16 protein-coding genes are annotated in these 19820 nt (G+C 35.7%); 10 read left to right on the top strand and 6 right to left on the bottom strand.

Annotated elements, in window-relative coordinates:
- Positions 1 to 26 precede the first annotated feature (26 nt).
- Both porZ and gdhA read right to left on the bottom strand, forming a co-directional pair.
- Positions 27 to 2297, bottom strand: a complete 2271-nt coding sequence (porZ, locus tag EV142_RS18045) for a type IX secretion system anionic LPS delivery protein PorZ (RefSeq protein WP_132037245.1) — start codon at positions 2295 to 2297, stop codon at positions 27 to 29.
- 210 nt (positions 2298 to 2507) lie between these two features.
- Positions 2508 to 3851: an NADP-specific glutamate dehydrogenase gene (gdhA, locus tag EV142_RS18040; RefSeq protein WP_132037244.1), complete on the bottom strand. Its 1344-nt coding sequence runs from the start codon at positions 3849 to 3851 to the stop codon at positions 2508 to 2510.
- A 325-nt stretch (positions 3852 to 4176) separates the two neighbouring features.
- Between gdhA and EV142_RS18035 the strand changes: the two genes are divergently transcribed.
- Positions 4177 to 4968: a THC0290_0291 family protein gene (locus EV142_RS18035; protein ID WP_132037243.1), complete on the top strand. Its 792-nt coding sequence runs from the start codon at positions 4177 to 4179 to the stop codon at positions 4966 to 4968.
- A gap of 61 nt (positions 4969 to 5029) precedes the next feature.
- Here EV142_RS18035 and EV142_RS18030 read toward each other — a convergent pair whose 3' ends face one another.
- Entirely contained in the window at positions 5030 to 6196 is a 1167-nt protein-coding gene (locus EV142_RS18030) for a cystathionine gamma-synthase (protein WP_262710774.1), read from the bottom strand.
- An 81-nt stretch (positions 6197 to 6277) separates the two neighbouring features.
- Here EV142_RS18030 and EV142_RS18025 point away from each other — a divergent pair, with 81 nt between their 5' ends.
- Complete coding sequence (locus EV142_RS18025) at positions 6278 to 7021, top strand: DUF3298 and DUF4163 domain-containing protein (protein WP_132037241.1); 744 nt, start codon at positions 6278 to 6280, stop codon at positions 7019 to 7021.
- 36 nt (positions 7022 to 7057) lie between these two features.
- On the opposite strand, the gene EV142_RS18020 is transcribed toward EV142_RS18025, so the two are convergent.
- The 3 genes from EV142_RS18020 to EV142_RS18010 form a co-directional block, all read right to left on the bottom strand.
- Positions 7058 to 8197: an ATP-binding protein gene (locus EV142_RS18020; protein WP_132037240.1), complete on the bottom strand. Its 1140-nt coding sequence runs from the start codon at positions 8195 to 8197 to the stop codon at positions 7058 to 7060.
- Positions 8198 to 8329: 132 nt separating this feature from the next.
- Positions 8330 to 9085: an SDR family NAD(P)-dependent oxidoreductase gene (locus tag EV142_RS18015; protein ID WP_132037239.1), complete on the bottom strand. Its 756-nt coding sequence runs from the start codon at positions 9083 to 9085 to the stop codon at positions 8330 to 8332.
- Between the two features lie 133 nt (positions 9086 to 9218).
- Complete coding sequence (locus EV142_RS18010; RefSeq protein WP_132037238.1) at positions 9219 to 10094, bottom strand: aldo/keto reductase; 876 nt, start codon at positions 10092 to 10094, stop codon at positions 9219 to 9221.
- Between the two features lie 223 nt (positions 10095 to 10317).
- Between EV142_RS18010 and EV142_RS18005 the strand changes: the two genes are divergently transcribed.
- The 8 genes from EV142_RS18005 (at position 10318) to EV142_RS17970 (ending at position 19797) form a co-directional block, all read left to right on the top strand.
- The gene (locus EV142_RS18005) at positions 10318 to 11322 is read left to right on the top strand and encodes an AAA family ATPase (protein WP_132037237.1); all 1005 of its coding nucleotides are present in this window, start codon (positions 10318 to 10320) and stop codon (positions 11320 to 11322) included.
- An 80-nt stretch (positions 11323 to 11402) separates the two neighbouring features.
- A complete protein-coding gene (locus EV142_RS18000) occupies positions 11403 to 12266 on the top strand; it encodes a DUF58 domain-containing protein (protein WP_132037236.1) in 864 nt (287 codons plus the stop codon).
- A 147-nt stretch (positions 12267 to 12413) separates the two neighbouring features.
- Complete coding sequence (locus tag EV142_RS17995; protein WP_132037235.1) at positions 12414 to 14045, top strand: phenylalanine--tRNA ligase subunit alpha; 1632 nt, start codon at positions 12414 to 12416, stop codon at positions 14043 to 14045.
- Positions 14045 to 15046 (top strand): vWA domain-containing protein, encoded by a 1002-nt coding sequence (locus EV142_RS17990; RefSeq protein WP_132037234.1) that lies wholly within the window; start codon positions 14045 to 14047, stop codon positions 15044 to 15046. Before EV142_RS17995 ends, EV142_RS17990 begins: the two co-directional genes overlap by 1 nt.
- 143 nt (positions 15047 to 15189) lie before the next feature.
- Positions 15190 to 16227 carry a vWA domain-containing protein gene (locus EV142_RS17985; protein ID WP_132037233.1) on the top strand — a complete coding sequence of 346 codons (1038 nt, stop codon included), beginning with the start codon at positions 15190 to 15192 and terminating at the stop codon, positions 16225 to 16227.
- 135 nt (positions 16228 to 16362) lie between these two features.
- The gene (locus tag EV142_RS17980; RefSeq protein WP_132037232.1) at positions 16363 to 17127 is read left to right on the top strand and encodes a tetratricopeptide repeat protein; all 765 of its coding nucleotides are present in this window, start codon (positions 16363 to 16365) and stop codon (positions 17125 to 17127) included.
- 112 nt (positions 17128 to 17239) lie between these two features.
- The gene (locus tag EV142_RS17975) at positions 17240 to 18988 is read left to right on the top strand and encodes a BatD family protein (protein ID WP_132037231.1); all 1749 of its coding nucleotides are present in this window, start codon (positions 17240 to 17242) and stop codon (positions 18986 to 18988) included.
- A gap of 62 nt (positions 18989 to 19050) precedes the next feature.
- Positions 19051 to 19797: a tetratricopeptide repeat protein gene (locus tag EV142_RS17970; protein WP_132037230.1), complete on the top strand. Its 747-nt coding sequence runs from the start codon at positions 19051 to 19053 to the stop codon at positions 19795 to 19797.
- Positions 19798 to 19820 lie beyond the last annotated feature (23 nt).

The following is a 19820-nucleotide window of genomic DNA, read 5'->3' as shown; positions in this document are numbered from 1 at the left end:
CATGTAATAAAACGGCGGGTATCAAACTACCTGATAATCATTACTTTTTTAACCTTAGTTTCAACGCCGTCCTGAGCGGAGATAAAAATCATATAAACTCCGGACGCGACTTTATATCTGCCAAACGCAGTTGTATCCCACTCTATTGTTCCGCCTTGGGAGGTCGTTTCAAAAACAAGATTTCCTTCAATATCTGTAATTTTTATATTCGCTTTATCCAGTAATCCTGCGACTTTTACAGTTCCCGCATAATTGGGACGAACTGGATTTGGATATACAAATACCTCATTCAAATCTTCATTCGCAGCGGTTGAAACTCCTTTAAAAGAAACAAGCCCTTTGTCTGTTGCTATAAAAACTTCCCCTGTTGCACTGTTAATATCAATGTCATTTACAGTATTACTGGGTAAGGGAGAATTATTTATTGTAAAATGATATTTGGTTTCCTGCCCATTAGGAGAAACTAAAAAAACGCCGGAATCAGCAGTTGCAATCCATTTGTTGTTAGATCCGTCAACCACAATATCTGTAATAAACTGCTCGTACAACAATTCCTGCGCTAAGCCATCTTCCAGAATAATGATTGCTTTTGTGGTTAACTGGCTATCTGTTAAAAAACTATTGACATTAGAAAGAATTCTCAATCCTTTTGTTGTCCCTATCCAAAGCTGATTGTTATTATCCGGAGTTGCTACACGTGCATCAATAAAAGGAAGATTTCCGGCATCACTACCCATTGTTATTTTCTTGAACACATTTCCTTTTTCGTTAAATCCGACAATACCATTATTGTAGGTTGCCATCCATTTTGTTCCGTTTTTATCAATAGCCATTCGGCCAAAAGCACAACTCGCAACATTCGTAATTATTGATTTTGTCGAATAAACCTGCCAGTCTCCATTTGGTTTCAGCACTTTGATTCCATCGTCTACTAAGCTGTTGTTCATCCACAAATTTCCAGCTTTATCAAACACGGTTCCATTAACCCATACATCTGTCGTACCCGAAATAGCGTCTAACGAACTATTTCCTGTTCCGTAAAGATAAGAGGGTACATTATTTTCAACCTTTAGCAAACCTGCATCATAAGAACCGATGTATACTTTATTCTCATTATTTGGATCTACCGCTATTCTTACTAACGATTTAGCGCCTAAAACTTCTTCATAAGGAATGTCCAGCCATTGATCCTTACTGAATTTACTTATTCCATAATTATCTTTTGGATATGGATTGTAGACACCGGAATAATCTCCAAAAACTGTCCATAATGAAGTTGTCGTAGCCTGAAGCGCAAAAACACTATTTCGTAAAGGTCCTTTTGGTGTACTGTTCTCAAAAACAGAAGCTCCTGAAAGTGTTGACGAGAATAAGCCATTCTCCTTTGTTCCAATGTAAATTAAATCTCCAACAGTCGTCGCACAGCTAAAACTCAGTCTATCATTCAGCACCTGCGTATTGCTAATCTGACGACTCAAGGTCATTTGATTGTTATAAACATAAACAGTTGTAGCGGTTGTAATAAACAAATTATTATTTTTGGCCCGCATGTCTACGGAAGACTGTGGAAGCTGAACAAACCCAACAAATGTACTGGAATTATATCTGTGAATGTATCCCGCAGTATTGATTGCTATAAGTGCTGTATCAAACGTTTCAACACTGGACCAATCTCCTGAATTAACCACACTCCACTGATTGAAATCGATTAAATTCGCATTTGCAAGATCCGCTCTCCTGATTCCACTGGAAGTTGCCGCATAAATAAACCCGTTAAAAAAAGAAGTTTGTCTGACACTTATTTCAGCACCATTATCACCAATAAAATAGGTATCGCCAAATTGCAATGTTTTCAGGTTAAACTGCACAATTCCAAAATCACAAGAAACATAAACGAGACCGTCACGCTCCATAAAGTGATTGATTTTCTTTAGATTAGGCGCTAACTGTTTATTAATAATATCTACTTTTTTTGAAATGCTTCCATCGGTTTCATTCACAATAGCCAGCAAACCGTTTTCGTATCCTATTAAAGTTTTTTTAGCAGTCTCACTATAATATAACGCAGAAATGGTTTGTCCTGAAAGTCCGTCAACAGTAGTAGTTGTTTTAATAGTGTTGTTTGCCTGGTTTTTAGAAAATACTGCATTTTCTGAAGCGGCAAAAACAGTTGTTGCACTTTCTGAAATATCTTTTATTTCATTAAACGAAAAATAGCCCTGCCAGGACAATTTATTCTGTGCGACCGCGAATTGCATGAGCAATAAAAACAAAATGTACAAAAACCTTCTCTTCATTATCAAATATGTTCGGATAGACAAATATACTACAAACGTAACTATTTGAATTTTGTTCTCTTCATAAATAATTCACGTTATTTTTACCACGATCCGACCGATATAAACAGACGGAGTAATTTCCGAATTTTATTGTTTAAAAATAGCGAAAAAAAAATGCCTTCATTCCTGATAACAGAAACGAAGGCATTTATAAAACTGTAATTAAAATTACACTACACCCTGCGCAAGCATAGCATCTGCAACTTTAACGAATCCGGCAATGTTCGCTCCTTTTACATAATTTACGTAACCATCTTCACCAGCACCGTATTTTTTACATTGGTTGTGAATTCCAACCATGATATCTTTCAATCTTAAATCTACTTCTTCACTAGTCCAGTTCAGACGAATTGAATTTTGGGTCATTTCTAATCCGGATGCAGCAACTCCACCGGCATTTGCAGCTTTCCCCGGAGCGAATAATACTTTATTGTCTAAGAATAATTTGATGGCATCTAATGTTGAAGGCATATTTGCAGCTTCAGTTACACACAATACCCCATTATCAATTAGTTTTTTGGCATCATCACCGTTTAGTTCGTTTTGAGTAGCACACGGAATCGCGATATCCACTTTTACTTCCCATGGGCTTTTCCCTTTATGGAAAACAGCGTTTGGATATTTTTTAGTATAAACTTCAGCTCTGTTATCGCCGGTAGCTCTCATTTCTACCATGTGCTCGATTTTCTCTCCTGAAATTCCTTCTTCATCATAAATATAACCATCAGGTCCGGAAATCGTAACTACTTTTCCTCCTAATTCGTTTATTTTTAGCGCCACACCCCAGGCAACATTTCCGAAACCTGAAATGGCAACTCTTTTTCCTTTAATATCATGCCCGATAGTACGCAACATTTGATCTGTGAAATAAACAACACCATATCCGGTAGCCTCAGGACGTATCAATGAACCTCCGTAAGCAATTCCTTTTCCGGTTAAAACACCTGTAAATTCATTTCTGATTCTTTTGTACTGACCAAATAAATAACCGATTTCTCTTGCACCCACACCAATATCTCCGGCAGGAACATCTAAATCAGGACCAATATGACGGCATAATTCTGTCATGAAAGACTGGCAAAAACGCATAATTTCACCATCAGATTTTCCTTCAGGATCAAAATCAGAACCTCCTTTTCCACCTCCCATAGGAAGTGTTGTCAGACTGTTTTTAAAAACTTGTTCGAAAGCAAGAAATTTTAATACAGACAGGTTTACGGTATGGTGAAATCTGATTCCGCCTTTGTAAGGTCCGATTGCGGAGTTCATCTGAATTCTAAAACCTCTGTTTACAATTATCTCTCCATTATCATCTACCCATGGAACTCTAAAAATTATAGAACGTTCTGGCTCGGCAATTCTAAGAAGTAAGTTTTTTCCATCATACTTTTTTCTTTCTGCAATAAATGGAATTACCGTTTCTGCAAATTCTCTAACGGCTTGAAGAAATTCTGGCTCGTTTGGATTTTTTGACTCTACAAGAGCCATAAATTCATTTATTTTTTGTTCCATTTCTAAATAAATTATTCTAGTAAATTATTTTATTTTTGACTCTTTTAATCTTAGAAAACACGTTTAAGAAAACGTTTTCGTTTTGACACACAAAGATATAGTAAAATGATAATTCAATGTTATTTTTTTTTGTTTCAATCACCGAATTGTAAATTTTTCAAACAATCCTAAAAATAGCATTTTACAGTTCTAAATTTACATCAAAACAACCGAATTAAAGTTAGCAAATTAAGTATTTTGCTACTTATTTTCTAATAGGACAATATTATATTTTGAATCGTACATGTTTTTTATATATTTGCTCAAGATTTGAAAGCCCAAACTCATGCTTAAACCTATAGTACTCACATTATTCGCCTTATTAGGAATTTCAACTACTGCAAATGCCCAGTCTATTGCACAAGAAGTAGGAATAATATTCGGCCCCGTATCTTTTCAATCCGATTATGGACAAAGACACGATTTTAAAACGAATGTCGGAAATACCGGATTTGGAGTAGGAATCGTTCACTTTATCAACTTTTCGTCGAACAGTAACAGAGATCGTTTTTTTTCAGAACATTTCAAAGTAAGATCGGAATTATCATTCAACAAAACCGATTTAAAACATTTTGGAGAAGATGTTGACAGAAATCCGCCTAAGATTACAACAGAACAACTGAAAGCCATGACCGGCAGTTCTACGTTATTAAATCTGGGTACCCAATTGGAATTTTCCCCATTTATGAAAATACATGATTATGAAAACACCATTGGCAGTTTTAGTCCTTACGTAAGTTTAGGACTTCAGGTTAGTTATTATTCAACAAAAGTAGGTTCGTCATTAGGTCCTTTGGGAACTTCGGCCACCACTTATCCAAAATACTTAACCCCTTCGGATGGTCGTCAATTTGGATTTTCTACCGAAACTGGTGTAGTTTTATCTCTTGTAACCGGTGTAGGTGTTCATTACAAGTTATCAGAAATGAGCGATTTAATGCTTGATATCCGTTATCAGGGTTTTAGCTCTGACTGGGTTGACGGATTAAACCCTAACAAAGACATGTACAAAGAAAACAAGTCTAATGATTCACAAGTATGGGTTAACGCAGGTTACATCTTCTATCTGGATTTCTAGAATTTACAAAATAAATATAAAGCAAAAAACCCCAACTCTTTCGAATTGGGGTTTTGTTTTTTTAGGCTAGTGCCTGTTCTAAATCGGCTATTAAATCTTCTGCATCCTCAATTCCAACACTCAATCGAACTAAATCATCAGTGATACCAACCTCAGCTCTTTTATCCGCAGGAATAGAAGCGTGTGTCATTAAAGCAGGATGATTGGCCAATGATTCTACTCCACCCAATGATTCTGCCAGGGTGAAAACTTTAAGTTTTTCCAAAAATGCAATTGAATCTTCTTTTTTACCTGAATTAAAAGTAAAAGAAACCATTCCTCCAAAACCTTTCATTTGTTTTTTGGCAATTTCATGAAAAGGATGACTTGGCAATCCAGGGTAATAAACTGTTTTTATTTTTGGATGTTTCGTGAGGTACTCCACCACTTTTTCTCCATTTTCGCAATGTCTTTGTACTCTTAATGAAAGCGTTTTAATTCCTCTCAAAACCAAAAAACTATCCATTGGTCCAAGTGTCGCTCCGGTTGCAAATTGTTGAAAATGCAGTTGTTCTCCTAAAGCCTCATCCTTTACGATCAAGGCTCCTGCAATAACATCAGAGTGACCACCTAAATATTTTGTAGCAGAGTGCATCACGATATCAGCACCCAGATCAAGAGGTTTTTGCAGATAAGGTGTTGCAAACGTATTATCGACAGCTAACCAGATTTTATGCTCTTTGGTGATTTTTGAAATTTCCTGGATATCTGCCAGTTTCATTAATGGATTTGTTGGGGTTTCAACCCAAATCAATTTTGTATTCTCATTGATTAAGGACTTCAGTTTTGCAATATCGGTCATATCAACAAAATGAAACTTAATCCCTGAATCTTTATAAATTCTGGAAAACATTCTATAGGTTCCGCCATATAAATCATCCATCGCGATTACCTCGTCTCCGGCTTTAAACCCTCTCAAAATACAATCTGTCGCTGCCAGACCAGATGAAAAAGCCAATCCGCGTGTACCATTCTCAATACTCGCCAAAGCGTTTTCTAATGCCGTACGGGTAGGATTTGCAGCCCTGCTATATTCATAATCCCCCAAAGGCTGTCCCGGACTTGTCTGAACATAAGTTGAAGTTTGATATACAGGAGGCATAACAGCTCCTGTACTTGGATCATGATGCTGACCACCATGTATTACTTTTGTGTTGAATTTCATATAGTTACGTTTTTTAGACCTAATTTAACAGTACAAATTTACCGTTTAATTTATTTTAATCCAGCCACAACTTCTTACCTTTGTATATAATTAACACTTTTAGACATGAAACAGTATACTTTTTTAGTCTTTTTGTTTCTGATATGCATTAGTTGTAACAAAGAGCTTTCATTTGAGAATGAAACATTTGAAAAAAAAACCACCCTGCCCTGCGATAAAGATTGCCCCTATATTAAAATCGATATTCCAATTGCAAAAAACAGTAAGATCATTGCGGACAGCATTAATAAAAAAATATATTCGACAGTAAAGGAAATTGTTTATTTTGAAGAAAAACCATTAAAAGCATCCGACTATATTACATTAGCTTCCTCATTTATTGCTTCTTATGAAGAAATGCATAAAAAATTCCCGAGTGAAACTTATGGCTGGGAAGCCAAAATTACGGGCAATATCGAATTTCAATCGGAACAAGTCCTGAATATAAAAATTGATCATTACACTTTTACCGGAGGAGCTCACGGTTATCAGGGTTTCCGCTCTTTATTATTCAATCCAAAAACCGGAAAAACACTTTTTAACGATCAGATTTTCAAAAATCCAAAAGAGTTTAAGGTTTTTGCCGAAAAAGAATTCCGTGCCAAATACAATATACCGGAAAAAGCCAATATCAACGCTACCGGACTAATGTTTGAAAACGATCAATTTCAACTGCCGCAGAATATTTTTTATACAGAAGACGGATTGCTATTATATTACAATTCCTATGAAGCAGCTTCTTATGCAGAAGGAGCCAAGGAAATTCTTTTCCCGTACGACAAAGTCAGTACATATTTACGCTACCAATAAATTTTCCCGCTTGAGTTTCTGCAACTTTAAACTTTCCTACTGAACGTCGTATTTCATTTTACGCAAAATTCGCAATGCTTCTTTAAAAGATAAATATACCTGCCCGTAAGGTTTTAAAAGTGGTTTAGAATCTATTAATTTTTGCCTGGCATCATCAAACCCATTCAGATAGCAAATCATAAAAGTAGAGGGAAGATTTTCTAAATCAAACATTTCGCGTTCAGAAAGCGTAAATCCCTTTTGTAATTTCTGAAGCAATGTGACATTTGAATTGTAAATATGGTACAGCATTCTTCGGTTGAATTCCGGTGGCTGAAAAAGCATTTTGCGATCAATCTTATAATAGCCGTTATCAAAAAACCGGATGGTTTGTTCCTCTAAAGGGTAATAACTCGTTTTATCATTCAAGCCTAACGGAACATACTCCGTAATGGTAAAACTATCATCATCAAAAACAATGGTAACTACATCCTGAGCCGAATAAAAAAGTTTAATCTGTTCGTTGATTAATTCGATATCTACCCGCGACAAAAAAGTTTTATCTCTGGATTTTTTAGGAACTCCGGCCCAACAGATCACAAACAATTCTTTAAAAACATTGTATTTCGGCGACATATCTTTATGCCTGAAATTCATAAAATCGATAACGCCGTCCAGTGTATACTGAATACTGTTTCGGGAATTGTTTTCGATTCCAATAACGGTTTCCGTATTTTGGTAATTCTTTTCAATCTCCCCTTCAACAGGAACCGAATTGCTGCCACGCCTCACAAAAACACTATTGGCAACAATGGTATGTATTCCTTTCTTAAAGTAAGATATCTTATTTTTGGGTTTAATGGTCACCAGACCGATCACTTTATCTTTTGGAAGATTCGGAAAAGGCACATTCTCGTATTGAATTTTAGGCGGATTTTCTAAAAAAGCATTCACCAGATTCTGAATCCGGCTGTCATCAAAGAAATCATCCCCGACAATTTCATTATCCTGATCTTCAACACCAACAACGATATACGAATTATTGGTAGGATTTGAATTGGATAAGGCACAAATGTGTTTCAGAAACTTTCCCTTTCCTTCACGGGTGTGCAGGTTCAACTGTCTTTTTTTGTCATAAAAACTGCTCTCGTCATTATGAGCGAGTAAATTTTTTATTAAAAGACGTTTGTTGATCATTTAGTTTAGACTTCTTAGATGTTAGATTTTTAGACTTCTTAGACGTTGGACTTCTTAAATTTTTAGATTTAACAATTTTAAATCTCGCTGTCTAAGCTAGTCTAAAATCTAAGAAGTCCAACGTCAAATAATCTAAACATTCTTCTTGACAATTGTTGCCGAGGCTTGCGCCGTCGGATATACAATTAAATCCGCAATGTTTACATGGTATTTTCTCGAAACCACAAAATGAATAATATCCGCAATATCTTCCGCTTGTAAAGCATCCAAACCTTTATAAACATTCGACGCTCTATCTGCATCGCCTTTAAAACGAACTTCACTAAATTCGGTTTCAACCATTCCCGGATGAATTGCTCCTACTCTAATTCCGTATGGATTCAAGTCCATTCGCATTCCGTTATTAATAGCATCAACAGCATGTTTTGAGGCGCAATAAACATTTCCATTCGGATAAACTTCTTTACCCGCAATAGAACCAATATTGATAATATGTCCCGCTTTTCTTTCGATCATTTGTGGAATAATAGCCTTTGAAACATACAAAAGTCCTTTCACATTAATATCGATCATAGCATCCCAATCGTCAGTATTTCCATTTTGAATTGGATCCAGACCATGAGCATTTCCGGCATTATTAATTAAAACATCAATTTGCGAAAATTCTGTTGGCAATGAGTTTATAGTTGAAAAAACTGTCTCTTTATCACGAACATCAAAAGAAAGCGAATGGACTTCCGTAAAAGCAGAAAGTTCTTTTTCAAGTTCGTCCAAACGTTCTTTACGTCTTCCGCAAAGGATAATTTTATAGTTATTTCTGGCCAGTATCTGAGCGGTTGCTTTTCCAATCCCGCTTGTGGCTCCAGTAATTAAAACTGTTTTTTTCATGCTGCTTTTTATTTTTTTTGCCACAGATTAAATGATCTTAAATCTGTGAAAATCTAATAATCTGTGGCTATTATTTTATGTTCAAAACATATTACAACCTCTATGGCTGAATACTGAATACTGACAGTGAAAACTAGGCTACATCGTCGCCCATACTTTCAGTCCAGATGGCAAACCAGTCTTCTTTATCCATTTCTAATTCGACTGCTTTCATTAAAGATTGAATTCTGGCAATGTTTACTGTTCCGGCGATGGGAATAACTTTTGCGGGATGTTTTAAAATCCAGGAAAGCAGAAGTGTATCCGAACCAAAATGGTATTTTTCTACTAAAGTGGAAAGCAATTTCTTCAAACGACGTGTTTTCTTGGTATCTTCCCTAAAGACAGTTCCAAGCGGATTCCATGACAAGGGTCTGATTCCGTGCGTTTGCATATAATCTAAACTTCCGTCCTTCATCGGTTCAAAATGTGTTGCCGAAAACTGCACCTGATTGTAACTTACTTCTGTTTTCTGGCGAATCAACTCCGTTTGGGAACTGGTAAAATTGGAAAGTCCAAAATCTATGATTTTCCCTTCAGTCTTTAATTTCTCGACCGCTTCGGCAATTTCATCAGCCTGCATCAACGGACTTGGTCTGTGCAATAAAAAAACATCAACATAATCTGTTTTTAATTTTTTCAACGATTCTTCAGCAGACCCTATAATATATTCTTTGGAATAGTCATAATGCTTAATTTTATTTTCGGGACGATTTTCAGCAATCATGCGGATTCCGCATTTGGTGATAAGCTGTAATTTTTCACGGTCAATTTTACTGGAGTGAAAAGCTTTTCCAAAGTCGGCTTCCGTGGTATAAGATCCGTAAATATCGGCGTGATCAAAAGTGGTGATTTTATTTTCGATACAGATTTGTATCATGTTTTCCATTTCCTTAGATGTAAGGTTTTTGTCCCATACCCCCCAATTCATAGTGCCCGAAATTATAGGCGATAATGTTGTTTTGCTCATGGTAATATTGCGTTATTTTTGGTATTAAATATGCTTTTCTACAGCATAATCACCAAAGTTCTTAAAAATATAAAAATAGATTCACAATTCGTCCTTAAAATTAGGTCATTGGTCGAAGTTTTAACCATTCTTTAACATCTTACTTCTCAAAAAATATTCAATTTGCACTCTCAAAAGTTAGGCACATAAATCAACGTCTTAAAAAGGTTTTAAAAATATTTATATGGAAGAAAATACAACGACTTTAGACATTAGAGCGATAAATGAAAAAATTGAAAGAGAAAGTGCTTTTATAGACCTTCTTACAATGGAGATGAACAAAGTTATTGTGGGCCAGAAACATATGGTCGAGCGTTTATTAATTGGTCTTTTAGGACAGGGTCATATTTTATTGGAAGGTGTTCCGGGACTGGCCAAAACTTTAGCCATTAATACTTTGTCACAAGCTGTTCAGGGTTCTTTCAGCCGTATTCAGTTTACACCTGACTTATTACCTGCCGATGTAGTCGGAACAATGATTTACAACATCAAAGCAAACGAATTTTCTATTAAGAAAGGGCCAATCTTCGCCAATTTCGTGCTTGCCGATGAGATTAACCGTGCTCCCGCGAAAGTACAATCAGCACTTTTGGAGGCGATGCAGGAAAAACAAGTTACTATTGGCGATACTACTTTCAAACTAGACCGCCCGTTTTTAGTACTTGCTACACAAAACCCTGTTGAACAAGAAGGAACATACCAGCTTCCTGAAGCACAGGTCGATCGTTTTATGTTGAAAACGGTAATTGACTACCCAAAAATCGACGAAGAGCGTTTTGTAATTCGTCAAAACCTGAAAGGAAGTTACGAAAAAGTAAATGCTGTAGTTTCCGTTGAACAAATTTTACGCGCACAGGAAGCTGTCCGTGAAGTTTACATGGACGAAAAAATCGAAAAATATATCTTAGATATCATCTTTGCTACCCGTTATCCGGAGAAGTACAAACTGGCAGACTTAAAACCTCTTATTAGTTTTGGAGCATCACCACGTGGAAGTATCAATTTAGCCAATGCAGCAAAATGTTACGCTTTCATCAAACGCCGTGGTTATGTAATTCCTGAGGATGTTCGTGCTGTTGTGCATGATGTTTTACGTCACAGAGTTGGAATCACCTACGAGGCTGAAGCCGAAAACATTACTTCTGTAGACATTATCAACAAAATCGTAAACGAGATTGAAGTACCTTAAAAATTTGTTTCAGGTTTCAGGTTTCAGGTTGTTGTAAAGCAAACCTGAAACCTGAAATTTTTAAACTTTAAACAAATCAAATGGATACAAAAGAGCTTTTAAAAAAAGTACGGAAAATAGAAATCAAAACCAAAAGGCTGAGTAATCATATCTTTTCGGGAGAATACCACTCTTCATTTAAGGGACGCGGGATGACTTTTAGTGAAGTGCGTCAATACCAATATGGCGATGATATCCGTAACATCGACTGGAATGTGACTGCGCGTTATAACGAAGCTCACGTAAAAGTTTTTGAAGAAGAGCGAGAGCTGACCATGGTTTTAATGGTTGATATTTCGGGTTCTGAAGGTTTTGGATCAAAAAATCAGTTTAAAAAAGACATCGTAACCGAAATAGCGGCAACGATGGCTTTTTCGGCTACACAAAATAACGATAAGATTGGTTTAATTCTTTTTTCGGACAATGTAGAATTGTATATTCCGCCAAAAAAGGGTCGTTCCCATGTTTTAAGGATTATTCGCGAATTGATCGAGTTTGAACCTAAAAGTCAAAAAACAGACATTGCACAGGCTTTGAAGTTTTTATCAGGAACTCAGAAAAAGAAAGCGATTGTTTTTGTAATTTCTGATTTTATGTCTGAAAATTACGAGCAGACTTTAAAAATTGCTTCCAAAAAACACGACATAACAGGTGTCCGTGTTTACGATATCCGCGAAGAAAAAATCCCTAATTTAGGAATGGTCAGCATGCTTGACGCCGAAACCGGAAAAGTTCAATTGGTTGACACAGGCTCAAAATCGGTGCGAATGAATTACGAAAAACATTATCAGGAACGAGTAAATTATTTCAAGGATATTTTTAGCAAATCCGGCGCAGGTGTTGTGAACACAAGAGTCGATGAGAATTACGTAACTAAATTACTGGGGTATTTCAAGTCAAGATAATTTAGAATATCAGACTTCTTAGATTGTTAGAATATTAGATTTTAAAGAATATCAAACATCCAGATAAAAAAATTCGCTTAAATCTGCGTCATCAGCGTTCCATTTTTAAGCACATTTTAGACTAAAATCTGAAATCAAAAAAATCAAATGAAATTAAAGTTTTACATATTCTTATTTTTGCTTTCCTCGTCTATTTTTGCACAGCAAAAACAGGTAGAAACGAGCATTGATACTACGAAAAACAAAATTGGAGCCGAATTTAAGTTAACGCTTAAAACGGTGGTGAGTTCAAAATCTAAAGTCGTTTTTCCTAAACTAAAAAACATTGGTCCGCTTGAGGTAATTCAATCGTACCCAATTGATACGGTTAAGAAAAATGACACTTACGAACTGATCAAAAAATACGGTTTAACACAGTTTGATTCGGGAAAATATACGATTCCGGGTGTTCAGATTCTGATTGACAAAAAACCTTTTTTAAGTGATTCTATCCGTGTTGAAGTCGCTAACGTAAAAGTGGATACTTTACAGCAAAAAATGTACGACATCAAAGATATAACTGCTGGTGACAGCGGCATTAGCGATTGGTGGCTTTACCTTTTGATTGGAGTTGTACTTATCGGAATTGGAATTTTTGTCTACTGGTTTGTCAAAAAACGCCAACAGAAGAAAATTGAAGAAGAAGTTTATAAAACACCTATCGAAAAGGCCACCAGCTTACTGAACAACCTGGAGCAGAAAGAATTGGTTCAAAAGGGTGAAATTAAAGAATATTACAGTGAATTAACGGATATTGCCCGTAACTATATTGAAGAAGCCATTCACATTCCGGCAATGGAAAGCACGACTTCCGAATTGATTCAGGCCATCAGAACTGCTTCTACTAAAAAGAAAATGGCTTTGACACCTGAAACTGTTGAAAATTTAGAACGTGTTTTACGTCAGGCTGATTTAGTAAAATTTGCAAAATCAAAGCCTTTGGATTTTGAAATTACCGAGGATAGAAATAAAATCCAGAAAGTAATCTTAACGCTTGATAACGCGATTCCGACAGAAGTTCCGAATGAAGAGGACGAATTACTGAATGAAGCGCAAAGACAAAAACAAATCAAGATTCAGTTACGAAAAAAACGCAACAAACGCATTGCAATTGCCGTAGGATCTGTTTTTCTCTTACTAGCCCTTACCACAGCGGTTTTTATTGCAAATAAAGGTTTCACTTATGTGAAAGATACCCTTTTAATGAATCCGACGAAGCGGCTTTTAGAAGGAGAATGGGTAAAAAGCGAGTATGGAAATCCGGGTGTTTTAATTGAAACTCCAAAAGTTTTAAAACGTATGGATGCCCAAAAAGTGCTGCCAAAAGAAACAATGGCCCTGATTAAGGAAATGCAGCTTTTTACATACGGAAGTATGATTGATAATTTCTTTATTACGGTTTCTACCAGTAAATTCAAAAAACCTGTTGAGCTGGATTTAGCCAAAACTTTAGAAGGTTCTTTAAAAGTAATTGAAGCTCAGGGCGGACAAAATATAATTGTAAAACAAGAAGATTTCCAAACCAACGAAGGTGTTCAGGGATTAAAAGGCTACGGAACAATGACCATCTTAAACCCTCTTGATAAAACAAGTGCAAAAGCGTATTACGAAATTTTGCTTTTCAAACAAGATCAGGGCTTACAGCAAATCATGATTTTGCATGAAGAAGGTGATTCGTACGCAAATGATATCACAACAAGGATTTTAAATTCTGTTGAACTTAGAAAAGCAGGTAACTAATGAGTAAGATAACTTTTTTAAATCCGGAATTTTTTTGGTTGTTTCTATTAATTCCAATTGCGATCATTTGGTTTTTACTGAAACGCAATCAACAGTCGGCTACCCTAAAAATGAGTTCAACACAGGGTTTTAAAAATAGTGAATCACTATTGACAAAACTAAAACCGTGTTTGTATGTTTTCAGAACTATTGCCCTATCTTCTTTAATTATTGCATTAGCAAGACCAAGAACCGTAGATATCAGCAATCAGACGAAAACAACGAAAGGAATTGATATTGTTATTGCAATTGACGTTTCAGGAAGTATGCTGGCGAAAGATTTAAAGCCAAACCGTATGGAGGCTTTAAAAAGAGTAGCGGCAGATTTCGTTGAAGAGAGACCAAATGACAGAGTCGGATTAGTACTGTATGCTTCCGAAGCGTATACAAAAACACCTGTTACAAGTGACAAAGCGATTATCTTAGAAGCCATAAAGGGAATTAAATACGATACGGCTTTACAGGACGGAACCGGAATTGGAATGGGACTGGCAACTGCTGTAAACCGTCTTAAGGACAGTAAAGCAAAAAGCCGTGTTATTATCCTGATGACAGATGGTGTAAATAACGCCGGTTTTATTGAACCCGAAACAGCTGCTGATATCGCAAAACAATACGGAATAAAAGTATATACCATTGGTCTTGGAAGTAACGGAATGGCAGAATCGCCATACGCTTACGGACCAAATGGAGGATTTTTATTTAAAATGCAAAAAGTGGAAATCGATGAGCAATTGATGAAAAACATTGCCCGAAAAACTGATGGAACTTATTTCAGAGCAACAAGCAACGACAGATTGGCACAGATTTATAAATCGATCAATAAACTGGAAACAACAGAAATCCAGGAATTGAAGTTCTATGATTACGACGAAAAATACAGAGTTTTTGTTTTACTCGCAGCATTTTTATTATTGCTGGAAATTGGTTTAAGAAATACCGTTTACAGAAGCTTCATTTGATTTTTCAAATCAAAAAAATTCAATTTTAAAATTCCAATTTCCAATTTGAATTGGAATTGGATTTAAAAATTGAAGATAAAGGCAAAAAGTTGGAATTTGGAATTTATCCCCGCAACGATGAGGATTGAAATTTTAAAACATTTATGGAATTAGACGAAAAAAAATATTTATACCTTTTATTCTTACTCCCAATTGTGGTGTGTGTTTTTCTTTTCAATATGTATTGGAAAAGAAAAAAACAACGTGAATTTGGTGATCTGGAAATAGTAAAAAGACTGAGCCCGGAAAGTTCTGTTTTCAAACCTGTATTAAAAATATCGGTAATGCTTTTGGCTCTTGCCTTTTTAATTATTGGATTAGTGAATCCGAAGATTGGAACCAAAATGGAAACAGTAAAACGTGAAGGTATCGACATTGTTTTTGCCGTTGACGTTTCTAAAAGTATGCTGGCCGAAGATGTGGCACCAAGCCGTTTAGAAAAAAGCAAACAATTGGTTTCACAGATTATCAACAATCTGGGAAGTGACAGGATTGGAATTGTAGCTTATGCGGGAAGTGCTTTCCCGGTTTTACCAATTACGTCTGACTACAGTGTAGCCAAAATGTTCCTGCAAAGTATGACTCCTGATATGGTTTCGTCTCAGGGAACTTCCCTTGACGACGCAATCAGATTGTCTTCTACTTATTTTGATGAAAAAAGCAAAACCAGTAAATTACTGATTCTGATTTCTGACGGGGAAGATCACTCGGAAGGAGCTTCTGCTGCAGCCGAAGAAGCCAATAAACTGGGAATGAAAATCATCACCATTGGTGTTGGAACTGAAAAAGGAGGAACAATTCCGTTGAAAGAAGATGGTGTTGTCAAAAGCTACCAAAAAGATCAAAATGGAGGAACTGTTATTACCAAACTAAATCAGGAAGGCTTAAAAGCTATTGCTAAAGCTACTAAAGGCGGTTATGTGTATGGCGGAAATACAAAGGAAGTTTTAGAATATGTGAAAAATGCGCTGAACAACATTCAGAAAACAGAATTTGAAGCCACACAAATGGCCGATTTTCAGTCGCAATTTCAATGGTTTATCGGCTTTGCATTCCTGTTGTTGTTTTTGGATATTTTCCTTTTGGAAAGAAAAACAAACTGGATAAAAGAGTTGAATTTATTTAACGAAAAGAAACAATAAGATTAGCCACTAATTACTCGAATTTACACAAAAAGAGAGCGTTTTTAATTTTCTCTTTTTGAAATTCAAATAAAAAAAATCTAATTAGTGAAAATTGGTGCCTTTCATGGCAAATAAAAAAATAAATAAATTAGAATGAAAAATTTACTTCTTTATATTTTACTAACGTTTTCTTTAGCAGTTTCGGCTCAGGAGAAAGACAAGACATTGCCTGATGCCAATGAAGAATATAAGCAGAATAAATTTGTTGATGCTGAAGCAAATTATAGAATTTCGGAATCAAAATTCCCGAAACGCGGTATTGCTTCTTATAATTTAGGAAATACCATTTACAGACAAAATCAGGCTTCTGAAGCCAAACTGGCGTATGTCAAAGCCATAAAAAATGCCAAGACGAGACCTGACAAACACAAGGCTTTTCACAATTTAGGAAATGTTTTCATGAAAGAGAAAGATTATACGCAGGCGGTGGAAGCTTACAAACAAGCGTTGCGTAATGACCCAACTGATGATGAAACGCGCTACAACTATGCATACGCCAAACAAAAACTAAAAGAAAATCCTCCGAAAAACGATAAAAACAAAGACAAAAACAAGGATAAGGATAAAGACAAAAACAAAGATAAGGACAAGGATAAGGATAAAAACAAGGATAAGGATAAAGATAAAAAAGACGACAAAGGCGATAAAGACAAGGATAAAAAAGACGGTAAAAACGATCCGAAGAAAGATGACAAATCAGACAATAAAGGAGAGCCAAAACCAATGCCCGGAGGAATTTCAAAAGAACGTGTTCAGAATTTATTAGACGCCGTTAATAACGAAGAAAAGAAAATTCAGGATAAAGTCAACGCTCAAAAAGTAAAGGGAAGTCCTAAAAAAACAGAAAAAGACTGGTAGCTTTCCGGGTTATCTACCGTTTAACTGTTTATTCCAATAAACAATAAAACTTAAAAAAAACCGATTAAACTAACTAATAATTAAACAGTTCAATAAAAACTGAAATAATTTAATGAAAAGATATTTAATTCTATTACTATTCACTTTTCAGGGGCTTATGGCTCAGGTTCAATTTGAAGCCAAAGTAACTAAAACTACGCTTGGAGTAAATGAAAGACTTCGAATTGACTTTATCATGAATGTTGATGGAGATAATTTTGAGCAGCCTGCATTTGAAGGATTCAGAGTTGTTGCAGGACCAAGTCAGCAGGTAAGTCAATCCTGGATAAACGGACGTAGTTCTTTTCAGAAAGCATATTCCTATATTTTACAACCCGCACAAAAAGGAACTGTTACCATCAGACAGGCCTCTATAGAATTTAATGGACAGGTCTACAAAACAGCTCCCATAAAGATAGTGGTTACCAATGCTGTTGCCCAGGAAAGAGATCCTAATGACAGACCACAGGGCGCCGGAAGCGAAACACTGGATCTTGTTGCGGAAATTTCAAAAACAAATCCGTATCTGAATGAACCCATAACAGTTGTTTACAAATTATACTTTAATAATATTGGTGTTACCGGCTTTAAAGAACTGGCAAAACCAAAATACAATGATTTCTGGAACCAAAATATAGAAATCCAACGACTGACTACAGAAGAAGGAACTCATAATGGACAAAGATGTTATTTCGTAATCCTGAAAAAAACGATTTTATATCCTCAGAAATCAGGAAAGCTTACTATTGAACCGCTTTCATTAGATATTGGAGTGCAATTGCCAACCAATCGTCGCGACATGTTTGGTCAGATGATACTATCAGAAGACAACAAAATTGTTTCGGCCGGAGCTAAAACAATTAATGTAAAACCACTTCCTGAAACCAGCAAACCGGAAGGATTCAGTGGTGCCGTAGGTAAATTCAGCTTTACCGTTACGCCATCTAAAACGACATTGAAAAACGGAGAAAGCCTGGACTTATTTGTAAGTGCTACAGGATCCGGAAACATGAAATTGTTTACTTTACCAAAACCGGTTGTACCTAATGCATTAGAAATGTATGATCCGGTACATGACGAAAAAGTAACGACTTCATTAGCCGGAATGTCCGGAAGAATCTCAGATAAGTATACTATTATTCCGCAGTATAAAGGAAAATATGCTATCAAGCCAATGCAGTTTTCTTATTTCGATCTGAATACAGGTTCTTATAAAACCATTACTTCTCAGGAAATTATGGTTGATGTTTTAGACGGACCAATGCAGACTGAGGCAAATACTGCTGCAAACGCATCAAAAAATGTTGTATCGAAAACAGAACAATTTAAATATATAAGAACTAAAACAACATTACTTTCGATAGCCACAAACGATTTCTATGGTTCTGACCTGTATTACGGATTGTTGTTACTGCCTTTTATAATTATTCCAATTATCATTTTGGCTAAGAAGAAAAAAGAGGCAATTGACAGTGATGTGACTGGAAACAGAATTAAAATGAACAATAAACTGGCTAAAAAATATTTATCTGAAGCTAAAAAACAGCTTAATAATAAAGAGCCTTTTTACATTGCACTCGAAAAAGCGATGCATAATTTCCTGAAAGCCAAATTACACATTGAAACTTCAGAAATGAGCAAAGACAATATCCGCGAATTGTTGTTATCCAGAAATGCTAATCCGGAAACCGTTCAGAGTTTTATCGATTTAACTGAAAACTGTGAGTTTGCGCGTTATGCTCCGGCATCAAGTGCATCAATTCAGCAGGATTATGACAAAGCTGTTTCGATTATTTCGGAATTAGAAAAGCAGATCGTTTAAATTTAAATTCTAAAATCAAACCTGACAGGTATCAAAAATCTTTCAGGTTTAAAGAAAATAAAATGAAAAATATACTATATCTCTTTTTATTAATTTCTCAGGTTTTCTTTGCTCAAAGCAGCTTTGAAAAAGGGAACGATTTATACTTAAAAGGACAATATCAGCAGGCAGTTGAGGAATATGAAAATATTATAAAAGAAGACAAACAGCAATCGGCTGAGTTGTATTACAATCTGGGGAATTGTTACTACAAACTCAATAAGGTTGCGCCTTCTATTTACAATTATGAGAAAGCTTTGGTTTTAAAACCTAATGATTCTCAAACCTTAAACAATTTAAAATTCGCTAAAAAACTGACGATTGACGAAATAAAGGAAGTTCCAAAAGTTGGTTTTGCAAAACTAATCCAGAATTTCACAGGGATCTTTGATTATAATACCTGGGCAAAAATTTCTGTCGCAATTGGTTTTATTTTTTTGCTGAGCTTTATTGGATACTATTTCTCGCAACACACCCTCATGAAAAGAATTTATTTTATCGGAATGTTTATTATTCTGGTTGCCCTGCTTTTAAGCGTTGCTGCAGGAATGTCTGAAAAAGATCATTTTAATAATGATCGCCCGGCAATTGTTTTTGCTGAGATCAGTGAAGTGAGAAGCGAACCTCAGAAAGCAGGTTCAGCTATTATTTTATTACACGAAGGTGCAAAAGTTTATGTAACCGAGACGCTGGACAAATGGAAAAAAATCGAATTAACAGACGGAACAGAAGGCTGGATTGATGCTTCCACTATCAAGGAAGTAAAATAATTAGATTATCTTTTTAAACAACA

Source organism: Flavobacterium circumlabens (assembly GCF_004345565.1).
GTDB lineage: Bacteria > Bacteroidota > Bacteroidia > Flavobacteriales > Flavobacteriaceae > Flavobacterium > Flavobacterium circumlabens.
This window is presented reverse-complemented; position numbering and strand designations above follow the sequence as displayed.